17 protein-coding genes are annotated in these 15,371 nt (G+C 66.5%); 9 read left to right on the plus strand and 8 right to left on the minus strand.

From position 1 onward, the window contains the following. Positions 1 to 119 precede the first annotated feature (119 nt). Positions 120 to 1,703, plus strand: a complete 1,584-nt coding sequence (locus A5691_RS07770) for a serine hydrolase (RefSeq protein WP_067782480.1) — start codon at positions 120 to 122, stop codon at positions 1,701 to 1,703. Here A5691_RS07770 and A5691_RS07775 read toward each other — a convergent pair. Next, positions 1,700 to 2,488, minus strand: a complete 789-nt coding sequence (locus A5691_RS07775) for a M15 family metallopeptidase (RefSeq protein WP_369827036.1) — start codon at positions 2,486 to 2,488, stop codon at positions 1,700 to 1,702. The two genes, A5691_RS07770 and A5691_RS07775, sit on opposite strands and share 4 nt — an antisense overlap. Before the next feature lie 74 nt (positions 2,489 to 2,562). Between A5691_RS07775 and A5691_RS07780 the strand changes: the two genes are divergently transcribed. Next, positions 2,563 to 2,883, plus strand: coding sequence for a hypothetical protein (locus A5691_RS07780; protein WP_067756958.1), 321 nt, complete (start codon positions 2,563 to 2,565; stop codon positions 2,881 to 2,883). A 5-nt stretch (positions 2,884 to 2,888) separates the two neighbouring features. Here A5691_RS07780 and A5691_RS07785 read toward each other — a convergent pair whose 3' ends face one another. Further along, positions 2,889 to 3,782, minus strand: coding sequence for a universal stress protein (locus tag A5691_RS07785; RefSeq protein ID WP_067756955.1), 894 nt, complete (start codon positions 3,780 to 3,782; stop codon positions 2,889 to 2,891). Positions 3,783 to 4,005: 223 nt separating this feature from the next. Here A5691_RS07785 and A5691_RS07790 point away from each other — a divergent pair, with 223 nt between their 5' ends. Continuing rightward, positions 4,006 to 4,737, plus strand: a complete 732-nt coding sequence (locus tag A5691_RS07790) for a class I SAM-dependent methyltransferase (RefSeq protein ID WP_067756952.1) — start codon at positions 4,006 to 4,008, stop codon at positions 4,735 to 4,737. Positions 4,738 to 4,751: 14 nt separating this feature from the next. Here A5691_RS07790 and A5691_RS07795 read toward each other — a convergent pair whose 3' ends face one another. After that, the gene (locus tag A5691_RS07795) at positions 4,752 to 5,951 is read right to left on the minus strand and encodes a glycosyltransferase (protein WP_068015388.1); all 1,200 of its coding nucleotides are present in this window, start codon (positions 5,949 to 5,951) and stop codon (positions 4,752 to 4,754) included. A gap of 274 nt (positions 5,952 to 6,225) precedes the next feature. On the opposite strand from A5691_RS07795, the gene A5691_RS07800 reads away from it, so the two are divergent. Beyond that, complete coding sequence (locus A5691_RS07800) at positions 6,226 to 6,561, plus strand: hypothetical protein (RefSeq protein ID WP_156670163.1); 336 nt, start codon at positions 6,226 to 6,228, stop codon at positions 6,559 to 6,561. Between the two features lie 10 nt (positions 6,562 to 6,571). Here A5691_RS07800 and A5691_RS07805 read toward each other — a convergent pair whose 3' ends face one another. The 3 genes from A5691_RS07805 to A5691_RS07815 all read right to left on the minus strand — a co-directional run bounded on the left by A5691_RS07805 (position 6,572) and on the right by A5691_RS07815 (position 9,021). Further along, a complete protein-coding gene (locus tag A5691_RS07805) occupies positions 6,572 to 6,922 on the minus strand; it encodes a DUF732 domain-containing protein (RefSeq protein WP_067756946.1) in 351 nt (116 codons plus the stop codon). A gap of 4 nt (positions 6,923 to 6,926) precedes the next feature. Beyond that, positions 6,927 to 7,082 carry a hypothetical protein gene (locus A5691_RS07810; protein WP_197499077.1) on the minus strand — a complete coding sequence of 52 codons (156 nt, stop codon included), beginning with the start codon at positions 7,080 to 7,082 and terminating at the stop codon, positions 6,927 to 6,929. A 160-nt stretch (positions 7,083 to 7,242) separates the two neighbouring features. Continuing rightward, positions 7,243 to 9,021: an NAD-binding protein gene (locus tag A5691_RS07815; RefSeq protein ID WP_082950193.1), complete on the minus strand. Its 1,779-nt coding sequence runs from the start codon at positions 9,019 to 9,021 to the stop codon at positions 7,243 to 7,245. 292 nt (positions 9,022 to 9,313) lie between these two features. On the opposite strand from A5691_RS07815, the gene glnA reads away from it, so the two are divergent. Together glnA and A5691_RS07825 are read left to right on the plus strand one after the other, a co-directional pair. After that, entirely contained in the window at positions 9,314 to 10,750 is a 1,437-nt protein-coding gene (glnA, locus tag A5691_RS07820; RefSeq protein WP_067756944.1) for a type I glutamate--ammonia ligase, read from the plus strand. A gap of 56 nt (positions 10,751 to 10,806) precedes the next feature. Continuing rightward, positions 10,807 to 11,736: a DMT family transporter gene (locus A5691_RS07825; protein WP_067756943.1), complete on the plus strand. Its 930-nt coding sequence runs from the start codon at positions 10,807 to 10,809 to the stop codon at positions 11,734 to 11,736. On the opposite strand, the gene A5691_RS07830 is transcribed toward A5691_RS07825, so the two are convergent. Both A5691_RS07830 and A5691_RS07835 read right to left on the minus strand, forming a co-directional pair. Continuing rightward, on the minus strand, positions 11,731 to 12,585 hold the full coding sequence (locus A5691_RS07830) for a phytanoyl-CoA dioxygenase family protein (protein WP_067756940.1): 855 nt from the start codon (positions 12,583 to 12,585) through the stop codon (positions 11,731 to 11,733). The genes A5691_RS07825 and A5691_RS07830 overlap by 6 nt on opposite strands. Before the next feature lie 49 nt (positions 12,586 to 12,634). Next, positions 12,635 to 14,092: a phospholipase D-like domain-containing protein gene (locus A5691_RS07835; RefSeq protein ID WP_067782483.1), complete on the minus strand. Its 1,458-nt coding sequence runs from the start codon at positions 14,090 to 14,092 to the stop codon at positions 12,635 to 12,637. A 144-nt stretch (positions 14,093 to 14,236) separates the two neighbouring features. Between A5691_RS07835 and A5691_RS07840 the strand changes: the two genes are divergently transcribed. The 3 genes from A5691_RS07840 (at position 14,237) to A5691_RS07850 (ending at position 15,355) form a co-directional block, all read left to right on the plus strand. Continuing rightward, a complete protein-coding gene (locus A5691_RS07840; protein WP_082950194.1) occupies positions 14,237 to 14,620 on the plus strand; it encodes a DUF732 domain-containing protein in 384 nt (127 codons plus the stop codon). Between the two features lie 61 nt (positions 14,621 to 14,681). Next, on the plus strand, positions 14,682 to 15,101 hold the full coding sequence (locus A5691_RS07845; RefSeq protein ID WP_067756931.1) for a YkvA family protein: 420 nt from the start codon (positions 14,682 to 14,684) through the stop codon (positions 15,099 to 15,101). A gap of 23 nt (positions 15,102 to 15,124) precedes the next feature. After that, complete coding sequence (locus tag A5691_RS07850) at positions 15,125 to 15,355, plus strand: hypothetical protein (protein WP_067756928.1); 231 nt, start codon at positions 15,125 to 15,127, stop codon at positions 15,353 to 15,355. Positions 15,356 to 15,371 lie beyond the last annotated feature (16 nt).

Consider the following 15,371-nt stretch of genomic DNA (forward strand, 5'->3'; position numbering starts at 1 on the left):
ACAAGGCGAATTCGTGGCGACAAACCGCGTAATAACCATCCAGGCAAATCCGGATGGCTCGGCGAGAAACCGCACTAGGCTTTGGCCGTAGGAGGAGAAGCAGGTCGGGAGGCGTGCCGATGGGACGGGCCAGCACGGTTGGCAACAGCTCGCTCGACCGCTGGCGCCTACGTCGGCGGACGGCCATCGCCGTTGCGGGCGTCGCGCTCGTGGTCGTGGCGGCGTGCGGGCGTGGTCAAGCCTCGCACCCGGCGGCCGGCGATTCCTGGCAGCTCACGCACGCCCCGACCGCGAAGCCGCCCGGTTCCCCGGCCGCACAGCCCCCCGGTTCCCCGGCCGCAAAGCCGCCCGGACCGGAGTTCGCACCCCTATCCAAACTGATCAACGACGCTATTGCGGCCAACAGGCTGCCCGGCGCGGTGGTCCTGATCGGCCACGGCGGCACCGTTGCGTTCGATCAGGCTTTCGGATCGCGCAAGCTCGCGGGCGAGCCGGGGTTGGATGGGTCGCCCGCACCGGCCGAGCCGATGACCGAGGACACGATCTTCGATCTGGCGTCGTTGACCAAGAGCCTCGCGACGGCGACCGCGGTGATGCAACTCTACGAACAAGGCAAGGTTCAGTTCGACGATCCCGTGCAGCGCTATCTGCCGGAGTTCAACCCGGCCAACGACCCACGGCGCGCAAACGTGACGGTTCGAATGTTGCTGACGCACACGTCGGGTGAGACGGGCGACGTCGAACTCAAGGATCCATGGGGACTGGCCACACCCGACAAGACCGAAGGCGTTCATCGTGCGCTCACGACGCCGCTGGAGTCGAGCCCCGGCGGGTCTTTCCGCTACTCCGATATCAATTTCATCCTGCTTGGCGCGCTCGTCGAGAAAGTCACGGGCGAGGCGGAAGACGTCTACGTCCAGGAACACGTATTCGCGCCTCTTGGCCTGCGGGACACCCGCTATCTCCCGTCGGACAAGGCATGCGGTCCACACGCGGTCAGGGGAGCCGCGGTCGGTTGGGCCGCCGCGTCGACGGCAGGCGAGGGGCAGCCGTGTCCCGCGGGCAGCTGGGACACGGACATCCTGGCGCGCATCGCACCCACGGCGCGGGACGAAGAAGGCCGGGCCGATCCGGCCAAGAATCCCGACCTCGACCGTCTGCTGCGCGGCACCGTGCAGGACACGACCGCCCGCCGCATGGGCGGGGTGGCCGGGCACGCCGGCGTCTTTTCCACGGCGCACGATGTCGGCGTCTACGCGCAGGCGCTGCTCGATCGGCTTGCGGGCCGGCCGAGCGAATTCCCGCTCCAACAACAGACTTTGGAGTTGATGACGACCCCGCAGCAGCCGGGACACACCGACCAACAGGTCAAGGCGGCGGACGACGCCGCGCGGGCGGCAGCCGCGAAGAGGTCGAAGACCGCGCATCCGCTGCTTGCCGCCCGCTATCCGGCTATCGCCGGGCAGAATCTGCTCGGTCTCGGCTGGGATATCGATACGCCGCTGTCCATGCCACGCGGAGCGGTTTTTCCCGTCGGGAGTTTCGGACACACGGGCTTCACCGGAACCTCGGTGTGGCTCGACCCGGCCTCGGACACCTACGTCGTTCTGCTCACCAACTCGATTCATACGCGCGGCAGCCCACCGATCTCGGACATCCGGGGTGAGGTGGCAACCGCCGCGGCCCAGGCCCTGGGCCTCTAGGGCCGCTCGAAGTGTTGGTAGTCAAGGGGAGCCGCCCATTCGCCGCCCCAGCGCCAGCCACGATCTGTGAAGGCGCGCACCGCCGGATCGCCAGGGTGTAAGAGTCCCGGGTCGGTGCGGCTGCGGTCCAGGTAAGCCGCCGCGTTCTGCGGTTCGAAATACCCGCTGGCGTACAGGCACGGATTGACGAGCGTATTGATATCGATCGCCCGGCCGTAGGCGTGTGGCGACCATTCGTTGGTTCCGGGGATGAGGCGGCAGTTGAACGCCGACGTGTTGTCGTCCTCCATCGACAACTCGTCATTGGCGTCCTGGTAGTGGTCGACGGTGCGGATCTTCTCGATGGGATAGCCCAGACGGAAAAGCTGCTCGAAGATCACGACGACCTCCGGCGCCAAGTCCTGATGCACGATCAGCTGGCCGCGGTGCGTCTGGCCGTCGAAACCGACGTAGTCGACGTCGACCCGTCGCAGCTGTTCCGGCTCGACGGGGCAACCCGGCCGCCACGTCGCACCGAGTTCGGCCGCGGTGACCGTTTCCACGGTCGCAGCGGCGGCGGCCGGCGGCGGGTTGGCCGGCGGCGTGGCCGCCGCCGATGACGATGACAGGGCGGCCGCAGACGGAGACGGTGCGGCCGCGCGCGGCGGCGCCGCGGCCGTGCATTGCACCAGCACCAGACCCGCCGCGAGCATTCCGGCCGCGGCGGCAAACCGGCGCCCGAAGCGCGTCAACCCCGATGCAGTGTTCACCGCCTGCTTCTTCCGACCCTCCGAGCCCGCCGTCACCTTACGCCGAGTGTGCGCCACGGTGCGTGCAAGATTTCTGTGTTCGGTTGAACGGCGCGAGGTTATATTCGAGCATGCGCTTCATCCGTGTGGCTGCGGCGGTCGGCATGGCCATCGCCGTATCGCTCGTCGCGCCGGTCGTATTGGTAGTGGCGTCTGCTCACGCTGACAATGGCATCGAGGGCTACGCACGTTGCGTCGGAGGCGGCGTGCAACCCCCGCCGCCCGGGGTGCGTCCGGAGAACTGGTTTCCCAGCGTTCACGTGATCGAGACGGATGTGGATGGGGCCGTGCCGCCGGCCCAAATCGTCGAGAGATTAGTGGATATGGGAGTCAACCGGCCCGACGCGGTGCGGCAGGTGCAGTGTTTTCTGGCCTACGAACCGCGTGGGTGACGAGCTCAGGGCTGACGCGCAACGATGACAGGGATCTTCGCCCTGTTGACCACCGCCGACCCAACCGAGCCGAGCAACATGCCGGCGAATCCGCCACGGCCGTGGCTGCCGACCACGATCAGTTGCGCCAGTTCGGAAGCCTCGATCAGCCAGTGGGCCGGGTCACCGATTTCGATTCTGCGACGAATCGCCACGTTGGGATAGCGTTCGTGCCAACCCGCTAGCCGTTCGGCGAGCGCCTCCTCCTCCTCGGACAGCTGGGCGTCCCACTTGGAATCTTGAAAAGCGTTGTTGGAGTTGAACACTCGCGGATCGGCCCAGGCATGGAAAGCGATCAAGGCGACGCCTCGTCGCGACGCTTCTTCGAACGCGATCGCGGTCGCGGCTTCCGACGCCGATGATCCGTCGATGCCCACGAGCACGGGTGCCCGGTCGACATTGCTGAGCGGCGGTTCCCCGTCGTGGATCACCGCGACCGGGCAGTGCGCGTTGTAGACCAATCCCGAACTCACCGAGCCAAGGACGCTGCGAACCACCACGCCGCGATACCCCCGATAGCCGACGACGACCATCTCCACCTCTCTGGAGAGGGCGACGAGCGTGGCGATGGCGGTCGAATAGATCACCTCGCCGTGGACTTGAATGGGACCGAGTTCACCGGCGCTCTCCTCGGCGACCCGCATTGCCGACGTGATCACTTCGCGCGCCCGGTGCTGCTGCCAGTGCCCCACCGGCGCGCCTGACTGGAGCCACCCCGGCATCGGATCGTCGACGACATGGACCAGGGCCAGTGGCACGTTGCGCAACGCGGCAGTCAGAGCCGCCCACCGCACGGCACCCAGTGCCGCCGCCGAGCCGTCGACGCCTACCAAGATCGCGTTAGGTGGGGGTTGCCACATTCCAGCTCGTTTCTGATCGGCCGCGTGCCCACAGGCAGGATCATCCAGCACCGCCTGATTTGTCAGGGCCGAAGCGATGCAAGGAGTAAGGACCAAGGGCATCGATTGAAGCGACCATTGCACTCTGACCTACGCGGCGGTCGCCGCGACACCGTCGGGTCAGCAAGTTGGCCGGAGTACATCCGGCCATGCCGCTCGAGGCCGCCTGGGGAAAGATGGGCACATGACCGATGCCGCCTGGAGCCTCTATGCCGAGGAAGTCGACAACGTCGACGGCTGGTTCTTCGAGGCCGATGTCAAGCTCTTCACCAAGCTGCTCGCGTCGCAGACGGCGGAAAACATCAAGGGGGACATGCTCGAGATCGGCGCATACCAGGGCAAGTCCGCCATCCTGATGGGTTACGGTCTGCGCGACGATGAAGAACTGGTGATCTGCGACTTGTTCGAGGCCGTAATGGATCACGCGGACATGTCGCTGACCCCACGCCAGCAGTATTCGGGCCTGGAGCAGCAGCAGTTCCTCGCCAATTGGGATCGGTTTCACGTTCGCCGGCCGACGCTCGAAGTCTGCGAGTCATCGGAGCTCGACCTCGGAGAACGGGCACTGCGCTTCGTCCACATCGACGGCTGTCACAGCTACCGGTGCGTCGCGAACGACATCGCCCTCGCCGTGACCCACACGGCAAACCGGGGCGTGATCGCGATAGACGACTATCGAGGTGTCGAGACTCCCGGCGTCGCCGCGGCGGTCTGGCAGGCGGTTGGCAACGGCTGTTTGTTCCCGTTCGCGGCGACCTACATGAAGATCTACGCCTGCACGTCGGCCGCTGATCAGGGTTTCTGGTCGGAGCGAGTCCGAGATTGTGCCGACATCTGTGCCTTCCCCGATTTCGGGTTGCCGTCGTATCGGAGCGTTTCGGAGAGCCAGATCGAACCCTCGGCCGCCACTTCCTGACGGGCGCGCGTGGATCAGTCCGCGTCCCGCGGCGTTCGTTGATCGGCCAACGGGCCACGAGCGGCCGCATCTTCCAGCGCTTGGGCGGCAATGGCGGCGCTTTGAGCGGGCGCGGTCATCTGCGCGGCGACCTCGCGGGTCCGAGTGACGTAGGGCGGGGTGAGGATGGACCGCAGATCCGCGACGAGAGACTCCAGGGTGGTGTCGGGGAAGCGCCGGCCAATTCCGACTCCGAGTTGACTGACCGCACTCGCCCACATCGGCTGATCGACCGATACGGCGAGGGCCAGCGTGGGGACTCCGGCCCGGATGCCGGCGAACGTCGTGCCGGGCCCCCCGTGGTGAACGACGGCCCGACAAGCGGGAAACACCGCCGCGTGGTTCACCGCGCTCACCACTTTGACGTCGGCGGAATCCGTTTGCGCGGTCAAGTCACTCACGCCGCTGCAAATCAACGCCCGCTCGCCGAGTTGCGCGCAAGCGTCGGTGATCATCGCGATGACGTCAGTGGGAGACGCGACTCGTGCGCTGCTGCCGAAGCCGAAGTAGATCGGTGGCGTCCCAGCCTCAATCCACGACGAGACATCGTCGTCGACTTCCGTCGGCAACTCGAGGGTCAGCCCGCCGACGAACGGCCGTCGGGCGCCGCATCCGGCCCACTCGGCTGCCAACCCCGGGAAGAAGAGTTCGTCGTAGGCCTGGATCTCGAGCGCTCGCCGCGTCGAGGGCCTCGTCGCCGGGAGGCCCAGCGCCCGGCGTAGGCCGTCTTCAGCCTCTTTGGTGATGGACGAACCCGCGTGGTCCGGCGGGATCGGGTAGATGTGCACCGCCGCGTGTGGAATGTCGTAGTGTTCGGCGACATTCGCGGCGAGCCCCTGTTCGCCTGCGTCCGTCAACAGCAGGTCGGCGCCGTCGGCCAGGGATGTGAGCGCCGTGCCCAACTGTGGCCAGAGTTGCTTTATATCGCTGAGAATTTCCCACGCCATGAGGACTGGTGGCGGCGTCGTCCCGTATTTGCGGACGATCTCCGCATTCTGCTGCACTTGGTCGCGGCCGTGCGCGACTGCGGTGAGGCCTGCCGACTCGATGAACCCAATGTAGTTGGGCGGAACCGCCATAAGCACGCGATGGCCTCTCCGCTGAAGCTCCCGGCCGACGGCGGCGCAAGGCTCGATATCTCCGCGTGTTCCCAAGGTCGCCAACACAAATCTCATCGCCAGAACCTCACTCGAGGTGATCGGTGTGCAGCGGGCGGCCCGCAAGAATTGGGATGATCATTCGAAGTGTCCGATCGTCCGTGCGACCCCGTCGTCGTCCGGAACTCTCGGCCGCCGGCCCCGGCCAAGGCTATCCGAGCGAAGGTGCATGTTGACTCCTCTGGGGCTCTTCCCGCCGCCAACAGCCTCCCAGGTCCTAACATTGATGGGCGAAGGTCATCACTCATCGACCCTGCGGGTCATCAAGGCGCCGAATCGAGGAGAAGTATCCGTGCATCAGTCGCATTCACCCCTGTCGGCCACGCGAACGCTGCTCCTTGGCCTCTCGGTTGTCGTTGCTTCGGCGCTCCTGCCGGGCGCGCTTGCCACCGCCCGCGCCGACGCGATCGGATTCCCGCCGGACTGGCCTTACTACGAGATGCAGACCGAACAGACGATGTGCAGAGCCATGGCTGACGGCTGGTCGCGCGCCCAGATAGTCGGGGCGATGCAACAGGCGAACAACCAGGGCGTGACCGGGCTGAATCCGGATCAGGCCGCCAAGCGCGCCAACATGTGGGTCGATCTGGGCCGGATCAAGTATTGCCCGGGCGCTAGCGCACCTTAATCGCCGACGGTCACGAGTTGCTGTTGGTCCAGCGATCGAACGGTGCTTCCATGTCGGGACAAAACGTCCCGACGGCCGCGCCCATGATCTGGCCCGCCTGCACCGCGGCATAGCCGTTGCTTGCCACGGCGGGGTAGATGGCGTCGAAGTCGGTGCCGCCCCGCGCCTGCTGGCATACGGAGTCTCCGATGCCGACCATTCGCCCCGGGTCGTCGTAGGGAACGTGCAAGACGTTCAGCGTGTGCAGGTAGGCCGCGACCGAGATGGGATCGGGGTCCGCGTGGGCCGCCGGCGTCAGCGCTGCCAGCGCGCCCAACGACGCGGCGACCAGCGCCGATCTCGTGAGGGTCCGGCGGATCATGTCGCTAGCAGAGGGCGGCGGAAAACCACCCGCCGGCCACCAGGGCTATCACGAGCGCGGCGGTGGCGTGCCCCGTCGACGCCGCGACGACGACGCCGGTGATCGCCGCGATGAGGGCCATCACCACGACCAGGGCCAGCAGTATCCGATGTGAATGCACGGCTCCGTTCGCGCGCGGTGCAACGACTACGTACTTGCCCGATCTGTGGGGTGCGGCCATAGGAGCTCCCGTCGCGTTGTGACCTCGGATACAAAGAAAGCACAAATGTGCTGTGCATCACAACCGGACGCGATGAAGTGGCGCGGCTTTTGGCCGTTCGTTAACCGTCCGGGTCGGGCGCCCACCGTGGCGCACGCGCATCTGGCCGGCGCGTCGACCGTGCGGCCGCCAAAGCCACGGCGCGCTCGCCGTTGATCGTGGTCATTGGCGGAGGCTGGCCCTTGCGCAGCGTCGCGATCAGTTCCCGGTAGGGGCCGATGAGATAGACGGTGTCACCGGCTTTCAGGCGGGCGTCGCGGCGCGGGCGCAACCTGACCGGACCTTCCGGCCGTGTGATCGCGATGACGCGCGTCTGCGTGGACAGATCGATCATCCGCAGCCCGTCGAGTTCGCTGCCCGCCGCCACCAGCATTCCGCCGACCATGAAGGAGCGCTGGCCGACCCAGAACGTGCCGAGCACCTGCAAGCCCATCGCTGCGCCGATGAACCACGGCGCCGCGAGGTCGACTATCGACCGCACGTTCTCGAAACCGAACCGCCGATGCACGGCGGTGCCCAGCGCGCGGCCCTGAACTCGCATGACGATGGGCACCCTCGTGTCGGAACCCAGCATTTCGAGCAGCACGATTCCCGTCTCGATGTTGTTCATGTCGTCCTGTGTCACCAGCGCGACCCCGCGGGCGCGATCGACGCGCGCCGATTCCAGGGTCTGGCGCATCGTCGGATCCCCGAAGATCACCGGCACGTCGAGGTCGGCCACGGTCGGCAGGAAGCGGTTGCCCTCGTCCGGCTCGATGACCAGCACGTCGTAGCCGGCCGCGGCCAGATCGCTGACGACCCGGAACCCGATGGAACCCAGCCCGACGACGACGACGTGGTCGCGCATGTGGCGTGCGCGCCGCAGTCCGGCCGATTGCACGAAGCGGCGCGACAGGAGGAGGTCGGCAAGGAACGCGACGAGGATGGCGGTGACGCTCGCGCCGCCGAACATCAACAAGACCGCGAATAGCCGCAGGGCGGTGGATTGTTGGGCGAAGGTGAAGTCGCCATAGCCCACCGTCGTGATTGTCTCGGAGGCGAAGTAGAGGGCGTCGATCCACGACATTCGGGGGTTGTGATAGGCGAAGTGCACCACCGCCGTCGAGCCAAGGGTGAGACACAGCGCGAACGCCAGCGAGGGGAAGAGCATGGGGTTCACTTCGTCCCGGATGGCGCGCACCGCGTCGATGACCCGCCGCACCGGGGAGTGGCGAGCGCGCGTCGCGGCCGGGGGAGGCAACGTGATTCCGCGGGCGTCCAATTCGTCCTTCACGCCGATCATCGACGTCCAGTCGCCGGCGTAGACCCGCAGATCTCGTCCGGGGCATGGCACCACCTCGCCGGGTGCGGGTGAATTCTTGCCGTGCACCACCGCGACCGGTGCCAGGTCGGCGTAGATCTCCCGGAGCGTCGCGTTGTAGGGCGCCTCGGATCCCCAGACGACGAATTCGATACCGGCCGTGTCGAACTGGTGCGCGTTGCGGGACAGGACGGCCTCGACGATCGACGGCGCCGCGAGGTCGGCGACGTCCAAGATCGCGCCGGGTCCGTTGACGGCGACCACTGCTTCGCGCAGCACGTCGTTGGCCAGCCGGGCCACCACCCGCACGTTTGGACTGAACTCCCTTGCCAGCAAGGCGATTTCGAGGTTGACGGCGTCGTTGGGGCCCGCGCACACGACGGCACGCGCCCGATGCACGCCGGCCCCGAGGAGGTCGGCGGCGGTGTTGATCTTGATGATTCGCGCGCCCGCGCCCCTCAATTCCTCGGCGATCGTCTTCGACAGCGCGTCGTCACCGCTGACGATGATCTCGCGGTGAAACTGAAACAGCTCGCCCATTGCGCGGGGCTACGTTCGATTCTTACGCGCGTCGATCGCCACGGCTGGTCGCCGGATGACCGCCGGTTGTGTTGCGTGGCATGACTACTCCTACTTCTGCTGCGGCTGGATGGTCCATATGACTATCGGCCAAGGCGCTGGGAAGTGCCACCGGAACCCGGCGGCCGTGCGGTCAATCGCCTGTCTTTCTGTGACGCAACAGGTTCGACTCGCGGTGGTGACGCGGGCGAAATAGTCAGGGCGTAGAAAGCGCTCGCACGCCACTGCCGACGATCAAGCTAAGGAGCGTTGCGTGTCCGAGAAGACGCCCGACGATATTTTCAAGCTCGCCAGGGACGAGAACATCGAGTACGTCGACGTCCGCTTCTGTGACTTGCCGGGCACCATGCAGCACTTCACGATTCCGATCTACGCCTTCGATGAAGGCGTCTTCGAGGAAGGCCTGGCCTTCGACGGTTCCTCGATCCGCGGGTTTCAGTCGATCCACGAGTCCGACATGGTCCTGCTGCCCGACCCCGAGACCGCAACGATCGACCCGTTCCGCGCCCGCAAAACGCTGAACGTGAACTTCTTCGTGCACGACCCGTTCACCCTCGAGGTGTACTCGCGCGATCCGCGCAACATCGCCCGCAAGGCCGAGAACTATCTGATCAGTTCCGGCATCGCGGACACCGCCTACTTCGGGCCGGAGGCCGAGTTCTACATCTTCGACTCGGTCAGCTTCGACTCGAGCACCAACGAATCGTTCTACAAGGTCGATGCGGCGTCCGGGTGGTGGAACACCGGAGAGGACGCCGAGGCGGATGGCAGCCCGAACCTCGGCTACAAGGTCCGTCCCAAGGGCGGGTATTTCCCGGTCGCGCCGACCGATCACTATGTCGATCTGCGCGACGAGATCCTCACCCACCTGACCAACGCCGGTTACTCCCTGGAGAAGGGCCACCACGAAGTCGGCAGTGGCGGCCAGGCCGAGATCAACTACAAGTTCAACACGTTGCTGCATGCGGCCGACGACCACCAGATGTACAAGTACATCGTCAAGCAGACCGCGTGGCAGGCCGGGAAGACCGTCACCTTCATGCCCAAGCCGTTGTTCGGCGACAACGGTTCCGGGATGCACTGTCACCAGTCGCTGTGGAAGGACGGCGTGCCGCTGATGTATGACGCGACGGGATACGCCGGCCTGTCCGACATGGCCCGCCACTACATCGGCGGCTTGCTGTACCACGCCCCGTCGTTGCTGGCCTTCACGAACCCGACCGTGAATTCCTACAAGCGCCTGGTTCCCGGCTTCGAGGCGCCGATCAATCTGGTCTACAGCCAGCGCAATCGGTCGGCGTGCGTGCGCATCCCGATCACCGGCAACAATCCGAAGACCAAGCGGCTGGAATTCCGGTGCCCCGACTCGTCGGGCAACCCCTACCTGTCCTTCGCGGCCCAGTTGATGGCCGGGCTGGACGGCATCAAGAACAAGATCGAGCCGCCTCCGCCGGTCGACAAGGACCTCTACGAGCTCCCGCCGGAGGAGGCCGCGGAAATCCCGCAGGCACCCACGCAGCTGTCGGCGGTGATCGACCGTCTGGAGGAAGACAGCGAATACCTGACCGAGGGCGGGGTCTTCACCCCCGACGTCATCGCGACGTGGATCAACTACAAGCGCACCTACGAGATCGCGCCGTTCAACCTCCGGCCCACCCCATACGAATTCGCCCTCTACTACGACGTATGAGGTAGTTCGCTCCCGGCGCAGTTAGCCGCGCCGACGCCCCGGGTACCCGTGCGGGCATGGGGTGGGTGCAATCGCATGCGGTCGCAATCTTTTCGGCGTTGCTGTCTGCGTTCTGGGCGGCCGTCGGCATCGTCGTTCGACAGCGCGCCGCCCAGGAGGTTCCCGCTGATCAGGGCATGTCCGGGACGATGGTGACGACCATGGTCCGGCGACCGTTGTGGTGGGCGGGCCTGGTCGCCGCCGTTGCGGGCTACGTGTTCCAGGCCGTCGCGCTGGCCCACGGGTCGCTGCTGCTGGTCCAGCCGCTGCTGGTTTCCTCGCTGCTGTTCGCGCTGCCGTTGGGCGCCCGGCTGTGCGACCAGCGCATCAGCGCGGTCCAGTGGGGTTGGGCGACGCTGCTGACCGGCGCGCTGGCGGCCTTCGTGCTCGTCGGTCAGCCCCGGGAGGGTGACAGCCGTCCGGCGGTACCGGCGTGGACGTTGACGCTGCTGGTGACGGTGCCGTTGCTGGTCGTCTGCGTGATGGCGGCCGGCCGCGCGATCGGCCGTGCGCGGGCGATGCTGCTTGCGGTCGCCGTGGCGGTCCTGCTCGGCATGATCGCCGTGTTGACGAAGATCTGCACGCACCGTTTCGCCGTCGGCGGTTGGCATGGGCTGCTGACGGTCCCCGCCCCATACATATTGGTCGGCCTGGCCGTGGCGGTGACGGTGGTGCAGAACTCCGCGTTCCACGCCGGTGCGTTGCAGGCGTCGGTGCCGATCATGTTGGTGGGGGAGCCCGTGGTCGCGGTCCTGCTCGGTGTGGCGGTGCTGGGTGAACACCTGACGGTCGGCGGCTCGACGGCGCTGGCGCTGTTGGTCGCGGTCTCGGCGATGGCGGCCTCCGCTGTCGCGCTGAGCCGCAGCCAGGCGATCGAGGTCGAGAGCCGCCCGGCCCAAGAGCCGTCCCTGGCGGGTGTCAGCGGCAAACGGAACTGGGAGTTATGAGTCGCTGTCCAACAGCCGCAGCGGGTGCAGCCCGTCGACCGCGCCCACGAACGGCGGATGAATGCTGTAGCCCAGCATGCGGCGAATGTCGTCGGAGACCGCCCGCGCGGTCTCGCGCGATATCGACAGCGTGAAGGCTTCCATCGGCCGCAGCCAGGGTTGGCAGTACTGGGCGGTGACGGCGAGACGGTCGCGGTCGGTGCTGTTGGCGCCCCCGCCGTGCCAGAGCGTGCCCACGAAGAAGACGCACGAGCCGGCGGGCATCACGACGGGCAGGGCCCGATCGTCCGGCCCGGGCCGGCGCTTGCCCCAGCGATGGCTGCCGGGATAGAGGACGGTGGCGCCGTTGTCGGCGGTGAAGTCGTCGATGGCCCAGATCGTCGCCGCCGCCAGGGGTTCGCGGGGCCGCGGAATCGGGTAGAACCCGTCATCGTGGTGGGCCAGCTGCGCGGCCTCTCCCGGCTGAATGTTGATGGCCTGCAAGGCCGAAAGCAGGTAGTTGGGCATCAGCAGCCGATCGAGCACCGCGAGCACCCGCGGATGATCGACGATCCCGTCGCACATCCGGGTTCTGCTGAGCAGGCTGTAAATGCGCTGGGTGCGCCGGCCCTCGAAGGAATTGCGGCCCGTGTGCCCGAGCCAGGGTTGAGTGACCTCGCGGATCTCGTCGCATTGCTCGGGAGTCAGCAGATCGTGCCAGATCACGTAGCCGTCGCGGTCGATAGCCGCCATGTCGGCGTCGACGACCTTGCTGTCGACCGAACTCCCGCCGGTCGGTGTCCGCCTGTACCGCTGCGCCAGATCGCCCCTGAGGTCTTCCAGCGTCGTGACGGAGTCGTCGATGTTCATTGGCACTCGCCCTTCGTCCCGGTCCAGATTAAGCCGGGTAGGCCTCAACTCAACCCCTCAACCCGGTGATGAATCGCTGCACGCTTCGGGTCAACGATCGCGGGACGTGGTCGGGATCCATGAGCTCGTTCTCCGCCAGCGGGCCCGCTTCGTCGGCCACGGTGCCCTCCGTGAACGGCCGCAACGTCTTGCCGTCTCCGCGAAGGGCCTCGATGGCCGCGAGGACCGACCCGCGTTCGTGCGTCGCGCCGTCGAACTCACCGACGGTGACTCCCAGGTGTTCGGCCACCAATTGGCTTCGCAGCGCTGTGATTTGGGCGCGCACGCGATCGCCTTCGGGGCTAGCCGGCTCCGCCTCGACGGCCAGGTCGCATTCGCTGTCGAAACCCATCGATCGGTTGTTGAGGTTCGATGACCCGATGCGCAGGAGCCGGTCGTCCACCACCACCACCTTCGAGTGGACATAGATCGGCGCCCCGCCATCGGTCACCGGCCAGTAGATGCCAAGCCGCCGATGCTCGTCCGCGGCCCACAGCACCTGGATGAGCCGGTGACGTGCCGAATCCATCGTCCCCCGCTCGAGGGGGTTGTTCCCCCGGCGGGCAATGACGATGACGATCTCCGGCCCGTCGTCTTCCTTCAGCCGCGCGGCCAGCGCGTCGATGATGCGCCGGGACGCCAGATATTGGTTCTCCAGATAGATCGAATCCCGTGCCGCCGCTATGGCCGCCAGGTTGAGCGCCTCGACCTGCCGGGTCTCGGGGCGCCGGCCGAGTTCCGGCAGGGTCAGAGCGATTCCCACGTCAACGCCGCGCAGCGCCGGCTTGAGTTTGCTGGGCCACGCGGTGTGCTTGGCGGTGACCGGTTGCAACGACTGCTCGGTCGCCGTCCGCCACCGTTGAAGGGCTTGCTCGCCGAGTGCCCGTGCGGCCGCGCCATCGACCGCCGCGGCGACGTCGTGCCGCGGCCCATAGCTGCGTCCCAACGTCCGACGAACAGGACCGTCATGGTCGTGTGCGCGGGTGTCCCATCGATCGATGGTGAGGTCGATCCCGCCGCAGAACGCCACGGAGTCGTCGACGGCCACGATCTTCTGGTGATGGACGGAGCCGGTGGGGTGGGCCCCGTCGATCGCGAAGTGGATTCGCCTGCTGCTGATCTGGTTCACCAGCGCCACCGGAGTCAGCCCGAACCAGATGCCGTCGAAGGCCGGCAGCAGACGCAGATTGGACTTCAATAGGTAGATCTCGAGTTCGGGCCGCTTCCAGAGCATCCAATAGAGAAAGGCGCCCAGCTGATTCGGGCCGGGAAGGGTCTTGACCCCCCGTTCGAACGTCATCCTGGCGTCGAAATCCCAACCGATCAGCACGATCCGGTGCCGGGCCCGCAACATCGCCGTCTTGACATGCCGGAAATAATCGGCCGCGTCGATGATGTGACCGAACCGGTCGGCACGCTCCAGACGCCAGCACGTTCGCCCAAGGATCAACAGTCGATCGTCGCCCACGGCGCCCTCAACCAGGTTGACGGTTCGGCGCGGGCATAAGCCTTGTGTACCACACCCGGGCCCTGGGAAAATGTTTGCTTAACGGGGTCGGCAACGGGTCGACAGGACAACGCCGAACATCTGTAGAAGGCTGAGACGGTGCGGATGCTTCTGGCGCTGGCGAGCTTCGCCGCCGTCATCGGCGCGGCCACGCCCGCGCGGGCCGATCCGGCCGGCAATCCCGATGCGAGCTTCTTGGCGGCGCTCGATCAGGCCGGCGTTCCCTACAAGGACGGCGCCGTCGCCATTCGGGTGGGCAAGAAGGCCTGCGCACTGATGGACCAGGGTCACTCCAAAGCCGCTGTCATCCAAAGCGTGTCCTCGGAGAACGCCGGGTTCACGGTGGCGGAGGCGACCAGCTTCACGACCAGCGCGGTGAACGCCTACTGCCCCCAGCACATTGGGGAACCGGACACGGTGGCACCGCCGCCTCCGACCAACACCGGAATGTTCCCCTGGATTCCGTTTCCGCCGCCCGGTGCGGCGTAGCAAGGCCAGGCGTTCGCAGCCGGGCTGGCACGCGGCAGCCTGTCCCGCCAAGATGGACTAGATGTGGCCCGACTGGTGGATGATCGCGCTGGGCATCCTGAGCGCGTTCGTGGTGATCTGGCTGATCCTCGCCGTCACCTTCTGGCTGCTGAGGCCCAAGGCCAGATTGCAAGACCTGGTGCGGCTGTTGCCCGACGTACTTCGGCTGCTGAAACGCCTCGCAGCCGATCAAGAACTGCCGCGGCGGATCCGCGTCGTGTTGGTCGCGTTGATCGCGTTCGTCGTCTCACCGATCGACCTGATACCTGATGCCATTCCGGTGATCGGATTCGCCGACGACGTGGTCATCGTCGGCCTGGTGCTGCGCTGGATCAGCCGCATCGCGGGACCCGATGCGCTGGCCAGGCACTGGCCCGGCACACCCGACGGCCTCGCCACCCTGTGCTGGCTGTGCGGCCTACCCGATCCCGCGCTGGAGTGACCGTGGATCTGCTTCGGCGCACCATGCGATACCAGGTCCGGGTCGGCGCGCTCATCGAACTGGCCCTGTGGATGGCGATCCCATACCTGTGTATCGGGTTCGCGTGGACCGTTTTTCACCCCGACGAGGCTGGACAGATTCAGGCGCGGGTGGAGGCGGTGTTCCCTACGGGAGCCGACGCCGTGGCCTTCGGCTTGACCACGGCATTGTGGCCCGCCTCCATCCAAATCGCCCACGCCTGCCCGGCTCCGTGACCGCCGTTGGGGTAAA

Origin of the sequence: Mycobacterium sp. E183, assembly GCF_001667735.1 — a bacterium.
Taxonomy (GTDB): domain Bacteria; phylum Actinomycetota; class Actinomycetes; order Mycobacteriales; family Mycobacteriaceae; genus Mycobacterium.